Genomic DNA, 20700 nt, shown 5'->3' on the forward strand with positions numbered 1-20700 from the left:
GATGATGATTTTTCATATAATGTTGAAGGCAATCAAGCTGACGCTGCGTGACAAGGGCTATTTCCTCTACATGTTGATTTTTCCGCTTGCGTTGATTTTTGTATTGGGAAGTGTGCTCTCGAATGCTTTTAGTAGCGATGTAGAGCTGGATAAGATGACAGTGGAATATACGATTGAGCAGGATAATCCGCTTGGCAAGGCGTTTGATACGTTTGCAACGGATGCTAGTGGAGATCAGGTGACGTTTAAGGAAGCGGATAGCGCGAATGCTGGTAAAGATGCGGTTAAGAATGGTGATGCTGTCGGTTTTGTGAACGTGACGAACGATTTAACAGTGACGACGAATTCGCCGAGTCAGATTGAGATGAGCGTTTTAAATGGCTATCTCACAGGTTTTACATCGCAGTACAGACTAGCGAGTACAATCATAAAAGTTGATCCGACGCAGGCTGGTATTTTGAAGGACCCGCCCAAAGCTTCTGATTCTGCGATTCAAGTAGAGAAATTGGCTTCTGAAAACGATATTAGTGCTTTCGAATATTATGCGATTGCGATGATTGCAATGGTGATGATGTTTGGAATTAATAGTGGTATCAACGTGTTTCGTGAGGAGAAAGTACGCCATACCGATGTGCGGTTGTTCATTGCGCCAATTAAGAAGTCAACTGCAATTATCGGGAATTTTCTCGGTGCGATCTTTATGCAAACTGTGTCGTTGATTGTGCTGATGCTGATTTCAGATGCATTTTTCGGAGTGAATTGGGGACAGTATAGCGTTGTTATTTTTGTGATTTACTTCAGTTTATTGTTCTTTTCAGTCGCGCTCGGAATGGCGGTTGATGTGTTCAGTAATGGGAATCCAGCGGCAAGTGGTGCTGCATCGATTTTGGTACAAGTATTTGCTTTTTTAGGCGGTGCGTACTTCCCAACAGGTGATGGGTTGATGTCGAAATTGTCGCCGATTGGTTGGGTTCGAGTTGGTGTTCGCGACGTATTATATAATCAGGATTTAGCTGCGGCGATGTTGCCGATTCTGTTGAACTTAGCGATAACAGCAGTGCTAGTTGTAGGTATGAGCCTGTGGATTAGACGAAAGGAAGTGTATTAAGATGCAGCAAATTGGTTGGATATTCAGGCACAATTTAAGAAGCCTGACGCAAAGTAAAGCAAAATTGATTATGATTATAGGCTTGCCGATTTTGAGCATTTTAATCTATTTTCTTTCATACGGTGCTCAATCTGGAACGACGGCGCTAAAAATTGGTTTGGTGAATGAGGATCCTGGCGTTTATACGAGCCAGATGGTGACGTGGATGAAAGAGGATAGCGATTCTGTGAAGTCGGTTTCGAAAGCAGACGGGGACAAGAAACTGACTGGCGGACAATTGGATGCTCTCGTTATTTTTGAAAAAGGATCAGAAAAAAGTATCGCGGCACTCGATCCGCAACATATTAAGGTGAAATCGATGCAAGGCGATACGGTGAATAAAGCAGTGAAAAGAACTGTGGATGCCTCGCTTGGCAATATGATGACGATGATTGAGGCGAGCGAAAAAGGTGGGCAAGATTTCTCGACATATGCAAAAATATTTGATCATTCTCAAATTAGCGTGACGCAAAAAACGACAAGCAATCAACAAGATGTGGTATTGATGATGTCGATGCAAATCCTCGGTTTTCTATGTATGATGTTACTCTACGCCGCTGGAAATCTCGGCGAACTAATTTTGCAGGAGAAAGAAGATGGCACGTTTTATCGATTGATGTCGACGCCGCTTAGCAGTAAAGCGTATCTTTTTGGTAACGCACTGTTTTCACTAGCAGTCGTTGTGACAGAAGTCATCATTTGTTTAACGGCAATGCGATTCGTGTTCCGTATTGATCCTGGCGTATCCTATTTTGCGCTATTCGGCGTACTGTTCGTCTTCTCAATTATGGCAGTCCTGCTCTCACTCGCACTGGGCTTCACAGCGACGAGCAGAAAAAGTGTCAGCGGTTTACAGATGATTTTATTCACGCTTACAAGTCTGCTTTCTGGAGCGCTAATTCCAGTTCAAATTATGCCAGCATTCATGCAAAAAATCGCGGAATTCCTGCCACAGTACTGGGTGATGAACGCAATCACGACACTACAAGAAAACGGTAATTTGAGTTCCATTAGCTTAAATATTGCAATTATACTTGGCTACGCGTTGCTGTTCTTCTGCATCGCCAGCTACAAATTTACAAAAAATAATCGAGTTAATTCATTTGTATAAAAATTCGGCGATCCTCAATTGCGAGGTATCGCCGAATTTTTTTCAATCCAATTAGAAATCGTCGCGAGGTCCATCTCACTATTTAGCGCGATACTGACTGTAAAATCCTCCGCAAAAAGAGCAAGAATAATCCTGCTCTGCATACCATTTATTTATTACGTTCATAAAAAGTCACAAAATTTTGAACGACGGAATCGATAAAAGCAACCGTGCCTTCATCGACTAGCGCACCAGTTTCGTCAAATTTTGTATGAGCCGAACTGATGAAAACTTCATTTGCTGGCAAAATGCGCATTCCCATCGTATCCAAAATTTGACGCAAATGCATCTGCGCCCGAACCGTTCCAAGACCGCCCATTGAAGCACCAACAATAAACCCAGGCTTCTCCGTCAAGTCCGGCGTAATCCGGCTCGCCCAGTCAATTCCATTTTTCAGTACACCAGAAATCGAATGGTTATATTCAGGTGTCACGAATAATACGGCATCCGCTGCTCGAACTTTTTCTTTAAAAGCCGCGACATCCGTTGGTAAATCTGATTCCAAATCCTCATTGAAAAGCGGCAAGTTCAGATCTAAAATTTCACTATCCAACTTGTCAGCGTAACGTTTTTGAATAAATTCTGCTAATGTTTTGTTATACGAGTGCTTTCTTAAACTACCTACTAAAATGGCTACTTTCATTGTTATATTCCTCATTTCATTAAGTTAATAATTTAATATTAACAACTTACAAAAAGTAAGTCAATGATTTATACTCAAATATTTTCTTTATGTTCCCGAAAACGACGGATACTGTGATTTAAAACTTCCGAAAGTACAAGTCCTGCAGCAATCGCGCCAGCAACTAAAGCGACACGTACCGAAAAAGAAATCGCTTCGAGGTAATCACCAAGCACGAAATTCCGAACAGCTTGATACGCGAGACCACCAGGTACAAGTGGAACAATGCCAGGAACGTTAAAAATAGTGACAGGTAACCGTTTTGATTTTGCGAAGAAGAAACTAGCGATGGCGACAACGAAAGCACCGGCGAGCGTACTCATTGTCGTGCCAGCTTCAAGTTGTATCAAAATCCAATATGTCATCCAGCCAAATGTACCTGTTAGACCGCATTCAATGAGCGATCTGCGAGGAACATTGGTGATGATAGCAAATGCGAGTGTGGCTAGGAAACTAAAAGCCAATTGCATAAGTATAGTCCAAAACATTTTTTCTCCTCCTTACTTCTAAACTGGCGGTTTCATCCAAAAAACCGAAATACAACCGCTATCCCAATTCCAATCGTTCCGGCTGTAATCAATGCTTCTGTTCCGCGTGCCATTCCTGATAACAGATGTCCTGCAAGTAAATCACGCACGGCATTTGTAATCGGAACGCCTGGTACTAGCGGCATCACGCCACCGATAATCATCTTATCTAAACTAACGCCCCAGCCAATGGAAATCGCCAAGACAGCCAATAAGCCAACCGTAAACGCGGCCAAAAACTCTGCCAAAAATTTCACTTTGAAAAATTCCGTTCCGTAATAAAAAATCACAAATCCAATCGCGCCAATAATACAAGTGGTCAATAAGTCCTTCCAGACCCCGCCGAAAATCATCATCAGCGTCCCGCTAACAACCGCAGCCGCAACAATCTGTAACCAAATGGGGAAGAATTTCACTTCTTTGTCCAGTGAACGTAATCGCGTATAAAACTGCCCTAATGAAATCTGCTTCATCGTGAACTCGCGCGACAAATCATTAACCTTCGAAACTTTCTCCAAATCAATCGTCCGCGTCGGAATCTGTTCCATTTTGACTGCCGAACCACCTTGTAAAGCCATAAAAATACCAGTCGGCGTCACAAAACTAATGCCTTTTGCGGCCGAACCAGCCTCTGCAATTCGACTCATTGTATCTTCCACGCGGTACATCTCCGCACCGCTTTCCATCATAATTTTTCCCGCCAATAAACACGTATCCAGTAAAAAATCTTGAGGAGTTTCTTCCATCATTCAACCTCCGTTCTATCTAGTCTCTAATCCCATCCTAACGCAACTACGACGATATTTCTAGTTAAAATAAAAAGATTTTCATAAAATGCGATTCTAAGAGGCGATTTGAGGGTAAATATCTGTTAGTATGAACTATGGAGCATTATTTAATAAAGGAGTTTTGGCAGATGAGCAGTATTGAATATGAAATTGTAGAGCATATTGGTGTTTTGTCGGAGAATTCGAAGGGATGGCGAAGAGAGGTCAATCTGATTAGTTGGAATGGCCGCGCACCGAAATACGATATTCGGGACTGGGCGCCAGGCAATGAGAAAATGGGCAAAGGCATCACGCTCACGGAGGAAGAGTTTAAAAAAATCGCTGAGTTAGCGAAGTAACGGGGGAATTGTTTATGTTTGCATATGATATTTTTGAGCCAATTGATCGTAAGGTGGAGGATACGTTTCCAACCATCTTTACACTTCACGGAATTGGAGCAGACGAACTAGATATGCCGGGGACATTGGAGTCAATAATGGATCGTTTTGTCATTGTCAGCATTCGAGGCAGCGTGCAACAAGGTCCAGGGTACTCTTACTATAAACCGGTATTAGACGGTGAACCTAGTGAAAAGACGGTTTCATATGCAGCAAACAACGTTCACGAATTTGTGGAGACTATTTTGAAACAGTACCCATCGATTGACCGCAAAAAAATGTATCTGTTTGGCTTTGATCAAGGCGGAATTGTTGCCATGACGGAGTTTGTGAAAAATGGTGGTATGTATCACGGTGGTGTTTTCCTAAGCGCAAAATTACCTTCTTTTTTAGAAGAGGGACCGAAAAATTTACTATTGAAGTCAAAACGTATTTTTATAGGGCATGGTACCAAAGACCCTATATTCCCCGTCACAGAAGGCGAGCGGACGGCAAAATATTTTGAAAGTCTCAGTGATGATGTGACGTATCAGACTTTTGATGTGGTGCATAATGTCACGGCAGAGGAAGCAGAGATGGTTCTAGATTGGTTTACGAAAGTCGAAGTTGATAATCCAGCGCCGAAAAAAGAAAATAGTTAAACAAACATGGAGGTTTTACAGGATGAAAGCATTAGGTTTCACAAAATTTGGCGAGCCAGAAGTATTTGAAGAATTAGAGTTACCGCAACCAAAAGCAAGTGAAAAAGGCTTAGTAATCAAAGTTTTAGCGGCAGGAGTCAATCCTTACGATGGCTTACTACGATCAGGTGCGATGCAAAAGATGCGTCCACTCGAATTCCCAATTGTTCCAGGAAGTGACATTGTCGGCAAAATTACCGAGGTCGGTTCTAAAGTGAAGAATTACGCGGTCGGAGATGTTGTTATTGGGCATCCAGCAATTGGCGGTTACGGCGAATATGTCGCGACTCCAAGCTACAATGTCGTGAAAAAACCGAAAGAGATGAGCATTGAGGAAGCGGCAGGACTAGCATCAGTTGGAATTACAGCCTACTACGCACTTCAAGTCGCCAAGCTGAAAAAAGGCGAAAAACTAATCATTCTCGGAGCATCAGGAGCAGTTGGTTCGATAGCTGTCCAAATCGCGAAAGAACAAGGCCACAAAGTGATTGGCGTAGCGAGCAGTAAAAATGCGGATTACGTGAGTGCATTAGGCGCTGACCACGTTTTCTCCTATGATCGCGATGATTTATCGCAAGTGTTGCACAATAAAGCGAATGTTGTGTTAGACATGAGTTTTGGCGGTAAGGGTGCAGCGGAAGGGCTACACTACGTGAAAAGAGGCGGACGTTACGTTTCGCTAACAAGTTTGCCAGAAAACGCGGACGAGAAGAAAGTCAAAGCGATCCGTATGAAGCGTTCGAAAGACATGAAGGATAAAGAAGCTTTGGGATACTTAGCTGATTTATACCGTTCGCATAAATTACAACTCAAAACAGCGGAAGTGCTGACATTCGACTTACGTGGCGTGATTGGTGCGCATCAGTTGATTGATAAGAAGCAAGTGGCTGGAAAGCTGATTTTGAAGTAAGATAAGGAGGCGCCTGAGAAATTGGGTGCTTTTTTATGGCAGAAACGGGAGGTTGAAGATGAGCAACATAAATACTCTCAGCAGGCAACGAAAGCGTTATTAGTCGTCTTTTTTAGTACAAGCGCGATTATAATTTTGAAAACATGGTGGCCGCTTATTATTATTGTGGTGACGGTGGTCGGTTGGTATGTATTTAATATGACGCGCAAAACGGTGCCATTATTTGATTTAACTGATCGAAATGATATCATTGTCCAAATCAAGTGGCTGCAAATGGCAAAAAAACAGATGTAAAATAAGGAGGAGGCAGAAAAAATGGCTAAAACAATCTCGTACTTAACGTTTAATGGTGATGCAAATGAGGCAATCGCATTTTATCAAGGTGTATTTGATTTAGACGTAACGATGAAAAACTTGTATAGCATGTTACCTAACTTTTCTGGGGATGAAATACAAGGGAAAAAGGTGGCGCATGCTCGTCTGGCGAAAGATGACGTGGAGTTCTTTTACGTCAGTGATATACCAGTTGGTGAAGTTACAAGCGGAGACCAAGTGTCTGTTACTTATTTTGCGGATACAAAAGCAGAATTTGAAACGGCATTTGCTAGTTTAGCCGTACTCGGAACTGTAAAATTGGAAATTCAAGAAACTGGTTGGGGCGCTAGTTATGCTGAGGTGACGGATCGTTTTGGTGTGAACTGGAAGCTGAATTTTCAAGCAGCGTAAATAGATGAAAAGGTAGTATCATTCGTGGAGCTAAAAGCCATGAATGATACTACCTTTTTTGATTTATGCGAAAGGATTTGTTAAGCGATGTTCTGATTTTTCATTCGCGACAAAACTTCTTTGAGCATTGATAATTTCGACGGCATCTGGAGAACTATATACATCAATTTTGGCATCTATTTCCTTGAGATTATCATGTAATGCGGTTATCTGCTCGAGGATTGTTTGACGATGTTTGGAAAGAAGCGCATTTCGTGAAGCAATCGTACTCGTTCCCTCCATGCAAAAATCAATATATTTCCGGATATCTTTAATCTGCATGCCAGTATTTTTCAAGCAACAAATGGTCTGAATAAAAGCCAAATCTGAGGGGGTAAATTCTCTGTGACCGGATTCATTCTTTGAAACAAATGGCAATAGGCCTTGTTTGTCGTAGAAACGAATCGTGTAGATGGATAGCCCGAACAGCTCGGATACTTCTTTGATGGAATAGGTCATGTCAATCTCCTCTCGAAATAAATAATAAAATGCTTGACCTAGACACTACTCTAGGTTTTATTCTTAATATAGTTCATATCTGCTTGATTAGCAAGTGGAAAATAGATACGATGGAGGTAAGGAATATGAAAAAAAGTGTTTTAGTGACTGGTGGTACTGGTTTTCTTGGTACACAAATGATTCTTCAATTATTACAAAAAGGGTACAATGTCAAAACAACGGTACGTTCCCTGAAAAGTAAGGACAAAGTGTTGGAAACGCTAGGAGCTAACGGTATTACAACGCTTGATAGGCTTACTTTTGTGGAGGCAGATTTATCAAAAGATGATAATTGGAAGGAGGCAATGAGTGGGTGTGACTATGTACTTAGCGTTGCGTCCCCTGTCTTTTTCACGATTCCAAAAAACGAGGAAGAGATGATACGACCGGCTGTAGAGGGAATTATTCGCGTGTTAAAAGCAGCACGAGACGCTGGTGTAAAACGCGTCATTATGACTTCCAATTTTGGAGCCGTTGGGTTTAGCAACCAAGATTTGAGTACGGTCACAACGGAGAAAAACTGGACAAATCCGGATGAAAAAGGGCTATCTGTATATGAAAAATCAAAATTACTCGCAGAAAAGGCTGCATGGGATTTCGTGAAGACGCAAGGCGGAGAATTAGAATTTGCGACCATCAATCCTGTCGCTATTTTGGGGCCATCTCTGAGTTCGCATATTTCTGGAAGCTTCGTTATCGTGGAGAATATCCTCAGCGGTTCGATGAAATCTATTCCTAATATACCGCTTAATATTGTGGATGTTCGTGATGTTGCCGATCTGCATATTCGTGCGATGGAAACGCCTAGCGCCAATGGAGAGCGATTCATAGCTTCGGCAGACGGTCAAATATCGATGCCAGAAATGGCGGCACTTTTAAGAAGTAAGCGTCCACGCCTTGCGACAAAGGTATCCACAAAAACGATGCCGAATTGGTTGCTTCGTTTTGCCGCTTTATTTAACAGAGAGGCGCGTGAAGGATCGCTACTTTTGCAGATGAATCGGAATGTGAGTAATGAAAAAGCGAAGGAAATGCTTGGCTGGGAGCCGATTGGAACTAATGAGGAAACTATTTTGGCTACGGTGGATAATATGGTGGCCTACGGGATTATTGGCGAGTAACTCCTGCATTTAGCCTAGCGCGTCGCCGAGGTATAATCCACTAGAGGCGGCGTGTGACAAGGAAGGCGTGTGACAAGGAATGCGTGACGCCTGAACAATCACCGATAAAAAAGAGATTAGGAACATCCGACTCAAAACGGCTATCGGTGTGTATTTCCGGCCCGAAATCCTTGGTATCGTAGCAATATAATAACGTGTTTCCATCTATTTTAGCCGTTGTATGCTGTTCTAGATGCTGGAAAAATGCGATGGTTTCTTCCAGTAAGTCGGTTAAAAGGATGTCCGCTGAGAAATCCGATTCGTAGGGCAGTGTACCTTGGATTTCTTTGACGGGATCGAATTCGGATGATAGCGAGTAAAGCGGATAGCCAATGATTCTGTCCTGATTTTGATTGATTTGGGAGAAGAGGGCATCGAGATAGGCAGTCATTTCTGCTTCGCTATCAAAATAATAAGGACGGAAAAGTGTGAAGTTTAGATTCTTGGTGGGTGCGTCTTCCCTAAAGTTCTGGCCTTCTGGCGTCACGCGACCGTGTAGATTGCGTTTAATCACCCGTCCAAATTTGTTCATGCAATAGCTGTACATGCTCCCACTCCGCATTTTGACTTCCAAATTATTTTTGAGAATAGGATCGAATGTCTCGCTCAACATTTCGATGCGGAAACCGATGTCGATTCTTTTCCGCTCGTATGTGAGTCCTAATTCCTCGAAACTTTTGTTCAGGAGAGGATTCTTTTTTGAACCGGTGGCAATAATGACTTTTTTGGAGTGGAAAATCTTGTTTTCTGAAGTTGTAATGTGAAATGTGTCATTGGTTTTAGCTAGTTTGGTCACTGCGTTGTTAAACAGGAATTCTATTTTAGTAGACAAATATGCAAATGTATTGTTGTATACTTTTTTCGAAAGCTCTGTGCCGAGATGCTTGGTTGGGCAATTTAAGAATTGGATGGAGGAATCATTCTGGATATCGGCGTGGGATTGGTAGGTTAATGCAGATTCCCCGCCGAATGTATTGATTATATTCTCTACTTCTGATAAGTACTGGAGCACCGGTCTTTCTCCTATTTTACTTCTTAAACTGCTACCTAAATCAGGAGAGAAATTATATTTTCCTTCCGATAATCCTAATCCGCCAAAACCAGTGGTGGATGGGGTTTTAAGTCGTTCCGCTATGCTAGGACCTGCGTCGATTGCGAGGATTTCTTTGTAAGTATCTAGTTTTAGCATTGTGAAGATGCTGCTGACACCTGAACCGATGATTATTATATCGTACATGGTTTGTACTCCTTTTTTAGAATTGTTAACTTCATTTGCATTTAGGTTAACATTGATGGTGTGAAATTGCAATGTTTATTTTGACTTTCAATTAAAGCTATGTTCAATCATTTTTTTAGTTGATCAATATGAGAGCTATTTACGAGAGCCAATTTTTGAGGTATGATTAAACTAAAGATGGAAAGCAGAGGAGGAACAACGCATGTGGCATCTATTTATCGTTATCGTGCTAACAATCACTATACTATCCATAATTCCAATGACGATTATCGGTGCCCAAAGAATGAAGAAGGGACAGCTCGACAACTATTTCGTGCATCGTATGGTGAGTGATAGAATATGGCGTCACATTAAGGATAAGAATACGGTGACTGTTTTGAGTTCTAAGGTGCAACGCCTTTTGTTTACGTCCTATATTTTCTCAATGACTGGGTTCTCGCTTGTCTTTATATGGATTATAGGGACAGATTTTGGAAATGGATATCTTTGGATAAGTTTTATTTTCCTAGCTTTCATGATTATTGCTATTGTATTTCAAACTCTGGCAAATAAAACATTTAATCTGGATTGCTCCAATCAAAGCACTTCCGAATAAAATAAGAACCTCCAATCCAGGCATTTCTACACGCCTTGATCGGAGGTTCTTTTCTATCTCACTTCCAAAAACAATACCTTCAAATAATCGCCTTCTTTAAAACTGCTGCGTGTCGCGAAATCTGCGGGTAGTGTAAATTGCTCGATAATTCGATAGTCGCGTCCTTGATTCTTAAACGCTTCTTGCACAACCTGTTTGAATTTATCCATGCCATAGCCAGCGTAATTCGTTGATGCGACGATGATTCCATTTGGGTTCGTAATCACGATGCTTTCCTCCAACAACTTTCCGTAGTCTTTTGCGACGCTGAATGTTGTTTTTTTCGTGCGGGCGAAGCTTGGTGGATCTAGGATGACCATATCGAATGCCAATTCTTTGCGATTCGCGTATTTGAAATACTGAAAAACGTCTTCGGCCATGATGGTGTGTGCTACTGGATCAAGCTCGTTGACGGTGAACTGCTCGCGGGTTTTCGGGATGCTGCGATTGGCGACGTCGACATTCGTTGTATGCGCGGCGCCTCCGAATGCAGCGGCAACAGAAAACGCGCCTGTGTAGGAGAAGGTATTCAAAACGGTTCGTCCAGCGGCGTATGTGTCGCAAATCGTTTTACGAACGTCGCGCTGATCGAGGAAAATACCGGTCATCGCGCCGTCGTTTAAGTAAACCGCGTAATTGATACCGTTCTCCTTAACAATAAGTGGTTCTGGGGCGGTGTCACCCTCTAAAAAATCATCGCTTTCTAAATACTGACCTTTTGCGTCGAAGCGTCGTTTTTCATAGATACCGCGCGCAGTAATCGCCGTTTTGATAGCAGCCAGGATGGTCGATTTCCATTTATAAATCCCGTGGCTATACCATTGCAAGACGAGAAAGCCGTCGTAATAATCGATTGTTAAACCGCCTAAACCATCGCCCTCACCATTAAAAATTCGAAAGGCTGTTGTGCCGTCATCGTTGAAAAAGACTTGACGTTTCGCGAAAGCTTCTTCAAAAAGTGTGACAAAAAAAGCTTGATCAAGTGCTTGTTTCTCATCGTAGCTTAGTATCCAGCCGATGCCTTTATTTTGATTGCCATGATAGCCATTTGCGAGAAAGCGGCCCGATTCATCGACTAAGCGCAGGATTACGCCTTCTTCCATATCAGGAACGGTCACGAGTGCTTCTTTTGTCAGTAATGGATAGCCTTTTATGTAGCTTTGAGCTGATTTTTTCTTTATTTTAACGGTTATTTCATTCACAATTTTCATCCTCATTTATAAAGTAGTAACTCCACTATATCATAAAACAATCGGAAACGAAATTGTGACAGAACGTTCATAAGTATCTGGATTTAAGCGGAAATATTTAACTTTTCAATTAGCGTAGTGTGCTATGATTTTAGTTGAAGGGGCTATTTTAGAAGGGAGGAAGGGCGAGGCACGGATCTTCAGGAGAAGGTATAGTATCCAAAAATAGGGAGGATGTTTTGTTTGAAGAAGTTACTATTTTTATTGATGGTTGTTGTTTTTTGTACTGTTGGACATCAGGGGATTCAGGCAGAGACGAACGAATTGGATATGAATAAATATGTAACCGCTAACAACAAAGAGCTTGCTGATCAGAATGCTTCTAATTGGAATGATGTGATGCGTAAATTGGATAAGGCTAAACCTACGATGATCTATGTGCCAAAAGGGGATTTTTATTTTAGTCAAACATTGGCGATTCCGTCAAACGTTACGATTGCCGGGGCGGGAAGCCACGATACGACCTTTATTTTCACGAAAGTGGTGACGGGAATGACGAATCGTCTTTCGGCGAATGCGATTCGGCTGGAAAATTTGAAAATGACATACGCGGATGATGCAGTGGATCAGAAGGCGTCGAGTCTTGTGAGTTTTGGGGAGGCATATGATGAGGCAAATTATGATGATTATCAGGTCATGGATGGGCTTACAATCGAGAATTGTATCATTGATGCGAAGAAGAAGGGGAGTTCCGCGCTTTATCTTGGCCGGGTGAAAAATGCAACGATCAGCGGGAATACGATTCAGAACTCGGGTTTGCAGAACGGGATTGGGCTGGAGTTTTGCAAGAATGTCCGGATTGAGGATAACGATTTGACGGATCTGGGGCGCTCGGGGATTCAGATGTATCGCTTTAATGGCGGGAAGAACGAGCCGATTTTGATTGAGAATAACCGGATTACAAATTGGATGCAGCGCTATGGTTATGAGCATTTCAAGACGAAATATGAGGCAGGGATTCCGGTTGATGTGATGAATGATGCAGGGATCGATAGTTATGGTCCGAAAAACGAGAATTTGATCATCAAAAATAATGTTTTGACGGCGGGCAGGGTCAATAGTTACAACCCGAATAATACGAAGATTCTAGCGGAGTACGGGGAGGAAATTTATAAAGAACATGTCATTTTTTTCACGGGAATTCGGCTGTGTGGTGTTAAGGATGTTGTCGCGACGGGAAACGAGATCGATTTGAAGGGGCGCGATATTTTCACGTTAGTTTACATTAACAGCCGCGAAAAAGAGAAGGACGGGGCGCCGATTGTGACGAAGCCGAGCAATATTCGGCTAGAGCAAAATGCGTTTCGAGCAGAGGGCAATATTCGCTATCCAGTTCGGATTTTTGAAGGGGATACGGGCGGGATAGCTTTTACAAATAATCAATTCGCGGTGGATGGAAAGCTGGTGGATAACGGCTATTTCGCATTTTTTACAGTCAGTTCGACGACGGAAAAACTGCTTTTGATTGGGAATAGAATCGAGATGGCGACTCGATTGGATTACCTTGTTTCGGTGAGTGACAAGGAATACAACGGCCAAAAAGTGAAGCTGACAGAGCTCGGAATGGTTTTGAATACGTGGAATGGGGACACTATAAAAGCGGTTCGCGGGAATATTGAATCGCTCGATGACACGTATTATTTACAGGATAAGCCACTTTACACGAACACGAATTTGTATACGGGGCAGTATCGGGAGCCAGTTTGGAAGGTTAGGTTAGTGAAAGACGGCGTGGTCATTAAGCAAGCGGAGACAGATGAGGTGACCAAAAGCTACACATTCCGTGGCGTGGATGGGTTTGTGAAAGAAGACGGAGCATCGTACGAACTTCTCGGTGTGGACAAGGCGTATAAAGAAGTATTGCGAATTCCGCTGAAAGTCCAGCCAATTCTTGATGCCCCAGCGTATATCATCGGGACTAATGACTATCAAGGCCATTTTGGAGGCGCTATCACGAAGGTGCGACTTTTGAAAAATAATCAGGTGTTGAAGCAAGCAGATACGGTCGGGTCGAACTATAACTTTAAGGAAATGAGGAGTCTAATTCGAAATGATGGCAGCAGTTATGGCATTATCGGCGTGGATAAAAATTATCAAGAGGTTGTTCGTATGCCACTGGAAATGCGGTCGATTTTAGCTGTGCCAGAATATACGGTTGGTGATCAGGAATTGACGGGAAAATTTCAAGATAATATCTGTTTCGTGCGGCTTTTTAAAGATGGTAAAGTCGTGAAGCAGGCGGATATTGTAGCGGATAGTTACACGATGAAAGGCTTGGAGAGTATTGTAGTGAAGGATGGCAGCCAATATGAAGTGGTCGGTTTGGACGCGGGGTATAAAGAAGTGGTTCGAATCGAGTTACAGGTCAATGCGCTGCAGGTGAGCTTGACGCCTAACGTGTATACGCTAGGAACAATGGAGAACCGTGGAGAATTTGATGGTCCCATCTCGCGAGTTCGTTTATTGAAAAATAATGTCGTCGTGAAGCAAGCGGATGTGGATGTGTTAGCCAAAACCTACGTATTAAAAGGCCTAGTTGATGTCGTTAAAAAGGATGGGAGCCAGTATGAATTAGTCGGTGTGGACCAGTTCTTTAAAGAGATTGTTAGAGTTGATTTTAGAATAGCGAATTAGTCAAAATAAAGAAGCAGAATAGTCGTCCAAACCTGTTTTCCAGGCACGGATGATTATTCTGCTTCGTTTATTGTTTAGAAATTAGCAACTTTGCCGTATCCTACAAGATATCTAGCCCAGTAACCAGATGTGATATTGTCAATTTTCACGCCGTTATCTTGCGCGTCGATCATTTGACCGCCGCCGATGTAGATACCAACGTGTGCAATACCGCTACCATAATCAAAGAATACAAGGTCGCCAGGTTGTGCTTGGCTCGCGCTGATTTTTGTGGAAGCTGCGTATTGAGATCCAGATGTACGTGGAATCGAAATACCAAGTTTTGCGAAAACATATTTCGTATAGCCAGAGCAATCGAATGTTGATGGGCCATTACCACCCCACGAATAAGGTTTTCCAAGGTGTTTTTGCGCTTCGTTCATTAGTGCGCTGAAGCTTGCACTGCTAGATGATGAATTGCTATTGGAGTTACCAGTATTGGTGTTTGCATTCGAATTGCTGCTATTATTGTTTGAAGTGGATGGTTTGTTAACGTTGGAAGCTGTTTCTTTTACTTTCAATACATCTCCAACTTGTAGGCTATCGCTTGAGGCGTTGTTGAGTGCTTTCAAGTTAGCTACAGATGTGCCAAATTTTTGCGCGATTGTGAAGTAAGAATCGCCACTTTGGACAGTGTATTTAGACGTATTAGAAGATTGTACAACTGGTTTATTCGGCTTGCTTGGTTTGTTCACATTAGTTGTCGTGTTAGTATCTGGTTTCGATACTTCGGGTGTTACGGCGGGTTTCTCAGTGTCAGGTTTATCCACCTTTTCTTTGACTGGTGCTGAACCTTTCACTTTTAAAACGTCGCCGACAACAATGTTATCGTCAGTTAGGCTGTTGATTGCTTGTAAGTTTGCTACGCTTGTGCTAAAAAGTGTCGCAATTTTAGAAAGCGAGTCGCCGGATTGAACGGTGTATGTAGATGCGTTTGTATCTACTTGAACGACTGGAGCTTCGTTTTGTTCCAATTTAGGTGGTGCAACTGGAGCAGGAGTTTCTTCTTTAGCCTCTTCTTTGACTTCTTCTTTCGCTGGTGGTGCAGTTTCTGTAACGGTTTCCGGTGCTTCTTCTTTCACAACAGGAGCGGTTACTTCTTCTTTAACGGGTGCAGCAGGAGCTTGTGCTTTACTTTGATCCACTGCAAGTGTTTGACCAACGTAGATGGAAGAGGAAGATAGATTATTCCATGCGATCAAGTTTTGAACGGATACGCCATATTTGGTTGATAATGCCCAAAGTGTGTCGCCGCTTTTTACTTTATGTGTTGTCGCGTCTGCTACTACTTCTTGCTCTACAGCAGGTTGTGTTACTTCTGCCTTGGCTTTTGGCGCGACTGGTGTTTTGGTTTGTGGTTCCGTTACTTCTTCTTGTACAGGTGTGCTTGGCGCTTCTATCTCGACAACTGGGGCTACAGCAGTGACATCAGATAGGTATTTGCCATTGACATAACCTGATTTGCCGTCTGCGTATACGACTTTGTTCCAGCCGTTTGCTTCAGTTGTTTCCACAGTGACTTGCGTGCCGCCTTTAATGGAAGTGATGATATTGTTGTCAGCGCTTGGTCCTTGACGAACATTTAACCATGTTGCGTTGACTGCCTTCTTTGTTTCTTCGGTAACCTTGTTGACCTCTAATTTCTGACCAGGATGGATTGTATCGGAAGTTAGATTATTGGCTTTTTTTATAGAATCAACGTCTGTACCTGCTTTTTGAGCGATTCCCCATAGTGTGTCGCCTGCTTGTACGATGACCGTGCTTGCTGATGCGATAGTTGGTGCTGCGAAGGCTGTTACTGCGATTCCTGCAGTTGCCGTTGCAATTGCCGCCTTTTTCATATTTTTAAAACTCCTCTCTTACTTTTGGTTCTAGGTTTTTTTCTTTATATACATACTCATGTAATACCCATTCTACGGGGAATTAAATTAAATTACAAATGGAGAAATCAGGATTTGGAGCTATTTCATGAACACGCGGTCGTTTCTGTAACATGGTTGTAAAGAAGAGAAATCAGAACGCATGTTTTATCGAATGATAGAGCGCATGAGCTTGGGAAACAGCGGGGTATATCAATATACAATGGCTTTAATAGACTTGCGTAACACGAAACCTATTGGTAATTGGCAATAGAAAAATTTAATCAAACTGTAACAATTGAATTTGAGTTGTTTCTACTAATCATGATCTAATGTGAAAATTAATCCGTGAATTTCTTGGTTTTGCAAGGCTTTCTAGGTTATAATAGGAGAGGATTAGGAGGCATAAAAAATGGCACAAACATATGATGATCGAAAAATAGTAAAAGCATATCGGGATTTGGCTCGTGAGGTAGTGAAACGAGAAGATTTATATAGATTGATGGATCAGTCGGCCCTGCAGGAGCAGACGCAACATTGGCTGCAAAAGTTTCAGGAACGGGAGATTACGGAGCGGGATCGAATTTATATTTTTGCGCTTGTGAGAGAGGCTGCGCGGCGTACGGTCGGTCTGGAAGCTGTAATGGTACAGTTAATCGGGGCTTTCGTGCTCGGTGATGGGAAAATCGCGGAAATGAAGACGGGGGAAGGAAAGACGCTCGTTTCTTTGTTTGTCATGTACATAGAGGTTTTGCGGGGGAATAAGGTGCATCTTGTGACGGCGAATGAGTATTTGGCTAAACGTGACCGTGAGGAAATTGGGCGCGTATTGGAGTACCTTGGTTTATCTGTTGGATTGAATATTTCGGGGCTTGAAAAGGAGCAGAAACAGGCGATCTATAAGGCGGATGTTATTTACGGAACGGCGGCGGAGTTTGGGTTTGATTATTTGCGGGACAATATGGTGCGTCAGACAGAGGATAAAGTGCAGACGAGTCTTGATTTCGTGCTGATTGATGAGGCGGATTCGATTTTGATTGATGAGGCGCGGACACCGCTTTTGATTTCGGATCGCAAGGAAGAGGATTTAACGTTGTATAGTGTTGCGGATACGCTTGTTCGGACGATGTTGACGGATGATTATGAGGTCGAGGAGAAGAAGCGTTTCGTGTGGTTGCATGACGCTGGAATCGAGAAGGCGCAGCGTTTTTGGGGTATTGATTCGTTGTATGCGGAGGAACATCAGCCACTTCACCGGATTACGACGCTACTATTACGGGCGCATTTTTTGATGCATAAGGATAAGGATTATGTCGTGCTGGACGGGGAAGTGTTGATTATTGATCCACATACAGGACGGGCGTTACCGGGGCGGCGTTTTAATGATGGCTTGCACCAAGCGATTGAGGCAAAAGAAGGCGTGGAAGTTCGCGAGGAATCGCGGACGCTAGCGACGATTACGGTGCAGAATTATTTTCGGATGTACAAGAAGCTTTCGGGCATGACGGGGACGGCAAAAACGGAGGAAGAGGAGTTCCGTCATATTTATAATATGGATGTCGTGGTGATTCCGACGCATTTGCGGGTGAACCGGGTGGATAACGCGGATGAAGTTTTTTATACGCGGGAGCAAAAAGGAGAAGCGATTGTGTATGAGGTTTCATCGCGCTATGAACGAGGGCAGCCAATTTTGATTGGGACGTCTTCGATTAAGAGTAATGAGTGGGTCAGTGAGCTACTTACGAAAGCCGGAATTCCGCATCAAGTGCTGAACGCGAAAAATCATGAACAAGAGGCGGAAATCATTGCACGTGCAGGTAAACGTGGCATGGTAACGCTGGCAACGAATATGGCGGGACGTGGAACGGATATTAAATTGGATAAAGGTGTCTATACGTTGGGCGGTCTTGCTGTAATTGGGACGGAGCGTCATGAAAGTCGGCGTATTGATTTGCAGTTGATGGGACGCTCTGGCCGTCGTGGTGACCCTGGCTTTAGTAAGTTTATTTTATCGCTGGACGATGAATTGGTGGATCATTTCGATAACAAACGTTGGGAAAGCTATGTTCGTCGTATGAAGCGGAAGTATAATTTTGACGATAAGCCTGTGCATTCGCGAAAAGTACATCAGTTGGTAATTGAGGCGCAGAAACGATTGGAAGGCTCGAACTATGATATTCGGAAGGATCTGCTCGCGTATGATGAGGTTATCGATATCCAACGCAAAAAGGTATACGAAGAGCGAGACCGCCTGCTTAGCATCGATAAATTGGGTGCCTTTTCTGAACGAATTTTGCGGGAAGTGGCAGAAGATGTCTTCTCAGAACGCGAGCCAGATTTAGACGCACGCTACGCCAAAATGGGCGAGTTACTCGGCGGGACGAAATTTCCACATTCTTTTGACCAAGTCACGTTGATGTCACAAGAAGAAGCCGTGGAAGCCCTCATTTTCTGGCATCGTAAACAACGAACGAAATTCCCAACAGGGACGATCAATCAAATTGAAAAAGAGGTTTATCTGAATTTGCTGGATCAAATGTGGGTGATGCACTTGGATCAAATGGTGCAACTCCGCGAAGGAATCCATTTACGCGCTTACGGGCAACAAGACCCACTCGTGATGTACCAAAAAGAAGGCGCAGAACTATTTACAAATTTCCAAGACCGCTACCATTTCTATTTTGCGCACGCCTTATTGGAACTAGATCCAGAAGGGCTCGTACTAGGCTAAACAGAAATGCGTGATATCTCAAGGGATTACTTGTATAATAGTCCCCAACGAGATGAAAATAAAGGGAAAGAAGGTTGGGAGAATGAAAGAGTCCATTTCGAAATTCAAACAGTTTATTACAGAAAATAAATTTGTACTCGGTCTGCTAATTTTCTTATTAGTAGCGCTGGACATTTATGTATTAACGAAGATATCATTTATTTTTGCCCCGATTATGGTCATTATAGCAACGATTGCAGCACCAATTATTTTGTCCGGAATTGCCTACTATCTATTTAATCCGCTGATTGATTGGCTAGAGGGCAAGGGCTGGAAACGAGGCTGGTCGATTGCCTTGCTATACGTGATTATCACTGGAATTATCGTATTGATTTTCAGTTTTATCGTGCCAGCTGTGAAAGATCAAATCGTGAGTTTAGTGAAAACTTTTCCTTCTTACTGGGATAAAGTCGTCGCGAAGTTCAATGAATTCTCAGAATCACCGCTGTTCGATCAAGTAAAAGACAAGGTGCAAGGAAACCTGAGCGAGATTACCAAAACAATCTCTGAAAAAGGTGGAAGTGTTGTAAGTGGCGCGGTCGACAGCATCGGAAACGTTGTTGGAACAGTGACCGAAGTTGTACTCGCAATCGTAACAACGCCTCTAGTCTTGTTTTATCTATTAAAAGACGGCAAGAAACTACCAGATTACTTATTAAAAATGCTACCCGTTAACTCACGCGCGCATACACGCCAAGTGTTACACGAGTCTAATGGCCAAATCAGTTCGTATATCCGCGGCCAGATTATTGTTAGTTTTTGTATCGGTATTTTGCTATTTATCGGTTATATCATTATCGGATTACCGTACGCACTGACACTCGCAATCATTGCCGCATGTACGAGCATTGTACCATACTTAGGACCCGTTATTGCGATTACACCAGCGATTATTATAGCAATCGTGACATCACCATGGTTACTTTTAAAGCTGATTATCGTTTGGGTAGTTGTACAATTATTAGAAGGTAAATTCATCTCCCCGCAAGTCATGGGTAAAACGCTAAAAGTACATCCGATTACGATACTATTCGTGATTTTAGTATCCGGAAAACTATTCGGCATCCTAGGCGTCATTTTTGCGGTACCGGGTTACGCCGTACTTAAAGTCATTGTGACCCACATGTTCACGTGGTTTAAACGCGTATCCGGATTATACGGCGAACAACCAGAAAGCGACTATTTAGAAGAAGACAAGCCAACGAAATAAAATCCAATGAAATTCTCATTAAGCACACAAGAAAATTTCATCGAACCCCTGTAATATAGAGAATGTAAACAAGGACGGCAGTTAGTTTCCCCCCTTTTTCTAACTACCGATTCTTTAAACTCCTTTTTTCCGACCAGCCCCCCTAGCTGGTCGGTTTTTTTTTTTGTTGTTGGTACTGTTGGAACGAAGTGACTTACAGTACCAATATAAGGACGAACGAAGTGAGAAGTTAATCCATGCACTGAACGAAGTGACTTACAGTACCAATATAAGGACGAACGAAGTGAGAAGTTAATCCATGCACTAAACGAAGTGACTTACAGTACCAATATAAGGACGAACAAAGTGAGAAGTTAATCCATGCACTGAACGAAGTGACTTAC

At 42.7% G+C, this 20700-nt stretch carries 19 protein-coding genes; 12 read left to right on the forward strand and 7 right to left on the reverse strand.

Annotated elements, in window-relative coordinates; all coding sequences use genetic code 11:
- Window position 1 precedes the first annotated feature (1 nt).
- Both HCJ66_RS13800 and HCJ66_RS13805 read left to right on the forward strand, forming a co-directional pair.
- Window positions 2-1108: an ABC transporter permease gene (locus tag HCJ66_RS13800; protein ID WP_246438700.1), complete on the forward strand. Its 1107-nt coding sequence runs from the start codon at window positions 2-4 to the stop codon at window positions 1106-1108.
- 1 nt (window position 1109) lies between these two features.
- Entirely contained in the window at window positions 1110-2258 is a 1149-nt protein-coding gene (locus HCJ66_RS13805; RefSeq protein WP_187133659.1) for an ABC transporter permease, read from the forward strand.
- Window positions 2259-2406: 148 nt separating this feature from the next.
- Here HCJ66_RS13805 and HCJ66_RS13810 read toward each other — a convergent pair whose 3' ends face one another.
- The 3 genes from HCJ66_RS13810 to HCJ66_RS13820 form a co-directional block, all read right to left on the reverse strand.
- Window positions 2407-2940 (reverse strand): NADPH-dependent FMN reductase, encoded by a 534-nt coding sequence (locus HCJ66_RS13810; RefSeq protein ID WP_187133660.1) that lies wholly within the window; start codon window positions 2938-2940, stop codon window positions 2407-2409.
- Between the two features lie 74 nt (window positions 2941-3014).
- Window positions 3015-3467, reverse strand: a complete 453-nt coding sequence (locus tag HCJ66_RS13815) for a threonine/serine exporter family protein (RefSeq protein WP_187133661.1) — start codon at window positions 3465-3467, stop codon at window positions 3015-3017.
- Window positions 3468-3499: 32 nt separating this feature from the next.
- Complete coding sequence (locus tag HCJ66_RS13820) at window positions 3500-4252, reverse strand: threonine/serine exporter family protein (RefSeq protein WP_187133679.1); 753 nt, start codon at window positions 4250-4252, stop codon at window positions 3500-3502.
- A 170-nt stretch (window positions 4253-4422) separates the two neighbouring features.
- Here HCJ66_RS13820 and HCJ66_RS13825 point away from each other — a divergent pair, with 170 nt between their 5' ends.
- Genes HCJ66_RS13825 through HCJ66_RS13845 form a run of 5 tightly spaced genes read left to right on the forward strand, consistent with a single transcriptional unit; the run spans window position 4423 to window position 6987 of the window.
- Window positions 4423-4632, forward strand: a complete 210-nt coding sequence (locus tag HCJ66_RS13825; RefSeq protein ID WP_187133662.1) for a YdbC family protein — start codon at window positions 4423-4425, stop codon at window positions 4630-4632.
- Window positions 4633-4646: 14 nt separating this feature from the next.
- Window positions 4647-5312: an alpha/beta hydrolase gene (locus HCJ66_RS13830; RefSeq protein ID WP_187133663.1), complete on the forward strand. Its 666-nt coding sequence runs from the start codon at window positions 4647-4649 to the stop codon at window positions 5310-5312.
- Window positions 5313-5334: 22 nt separating this feature from the next.
- Window positions 5335-6261: an NADP-dependent oxidoreductase gene (locus tag HCJ66_RS13835; protein ID WP_187133664.1), complete on the forward strand. Its 927-nt coding sequence runs from the start codon at window positions 5335-5337 to the stop codon at window positions 6259-6261.
- Window positions 6262-6282: 21 nt separating this feature from the next.
- Window positions 6283-6555, forward strand: a complete 273-nt coding sequence (locus HCJ66_RS13840) for a hypothetical protein (RefSeq protein ID WP_187133665.1) — start codon at window positions 6283-6285, stop codon at window positions 6553-6555.
- Between the two features lie 21 nt (window positions 6556-6576).
- The gene (locus HCJ66_RS13845; protein WP_187133666.1) at window positions 6577-6987 is read left to right on the forward strand and encodes a VOC family protein; all 411 of its coding nucleotides are present in this window, start codon (window positions 6577-6579) and stop codon (window positions 6985-6987) included.
- A gap of 63 nt (window positions 6988-7050) precedes the next feature.
- Here the strand turns inward: HCJ66_RS13845 and HCJ66_RS13850 are convergent, their stop codons facing one another.
- On the reverse strand, window positions 7051-7485 hold the full coding sequence (locus HCJ66_RS13850) for a MerR family transcriptional regulator (protein WP_187133667.1): 435 nt from the start codon (window positions 7483-7485) through the stop codon (window positions 7051-7053).
- A gap of 125 nt (window positions 7486-7610) precedes the next feature.
- On the opposite strand from HCJ66_RS13850, the gene HCJ66_RS13855 reads away from it, so the two are divergent.
- On the forward strand, window positions 7611-8645 hold the full coding sequence (locus tag HCJ66_RS13855) for an SDR family oxidoreductase (RefSeq protein WP_187133668.1): 1035 nt from the start codon (window positions 7611-7613) through the stop codon (window positions 8643-8645).
- A gap of 40 nt (window positions 8646-8685) precedes the next feature.
- Here the strand turns inward: HCJ66_RS13855 and HCJ66_RS13860 are convergent, their stop codons facing one another.
- On the reverse strand, window positions 8686-9921 hold the full coding sequence (locus HCJ66_RS13860; protein WP_187133669.1) for a hypothetical protein: 1236 nt from the start codon (window positions 9919-9921) through the stop codon (window positions 8686-8688).
- A gap of 202 nt (window positions 9922-10123) precedes the next feature.
- Between HCJ66_RS13860 and HCJ66_RS13865 the strand changes: the two genes are divergently transcribed.
- Entirely contained in the window at window positions 10124-10516 is a 393-nt protein-coding gene (locus HCJ66_RS13865; RefSeq protein WP_187133670.1) for a hypothetical protein, read from the forward strand.
- Between the two features lie 53 nt (window positions 10517-10569).
- Here HCJ66_RS13865 and HCJ66_RS13870 read toward each other — a convergent pair whose 3' ends face one another.
- Window positions 10570-11760, reverse strand: coding sequence for a class I SAM-dependent methyltransferase (locus tag HCJ66_RS13870; protein ID WP_187133680.1), 1191 nt, complete (start codon window positions 11758-11760; stop codon window positions 10570-10572).
- Between the two features lie 228 nt (window positions 11761-11988).
- Here HCJ66_RS13870 and HCJ66_RS13875 point away from each other — a divergent pair, with 228 nt between their 5' ends.
- Window positions 11989-14439: a right-handed parallel beta-helix repeat-containing protein gene (locus tag HCJ66_RS13875; protein WP_187133671.1), complete on the forward strand. Its 2451-nt coding sequence runs from the start codon at window positions 11989-11991 to the stop codon at window positions 14437-14439.
- Window positions 14440-14513: 74 nt separating this feature from the next.
- On the opposite strand, the gene HCJ66_RS13880 is transcribed toward HCJ66_RS13875, so the two are convergent.
- Complete coding sequence (locus tag HCJ66_RS13880; RefSeq protein WP_187133672.1) at window positions 14514-16319, reverse strand: LysM peptidoglycan-binding domain-containing protein; 1806 nt, start codon at window positions 16317-16319, stop codon at window positions 14514-14516.
- Between the two features lie 430 nt (window positions 16320-16749).
- Between HCJ66_RS13880 and secA2 the strand changes: the two genes are divergently transcribed.
- Together secA2 and HCJ66_RS13890 are read left to right on the forward strand one after the other, a co-directional pair.
- Complete coding sequence (gene secA2, locus HCJ66_RS13885; protein WP_187133673.1) at window positions 16750-19068, forward strand: accessory Sec system translocase SecA2; 2319 nt, start codon at window positions 16750-16752, stop codon at window positions 19066-19068.
- Between the two features lie 82 nt (window positions 19069-19150).
- On the forward strand, window positions 19151-20317 hold the full coding sequence (locus HCJ66_RS13890) for an AI-2E family transporter (protein ID WP_187133674.1): 1167 nt from the start codon (window positions 19151-19153) through the stop codon (window positions 20315-20317).
- Window positions 20318-20700 lie beyond the last annotated feature (383 nt).

The organism is Paenilisteria portnoyi, assembly GCF_014322795.1.
GTDB classification, from domain to species: domain Bacteria; phylum Bacillota; class Bacilli; order Lactobacillales; family Listeriaceae; genus Listeria_A; species Listeria_A portnoyi.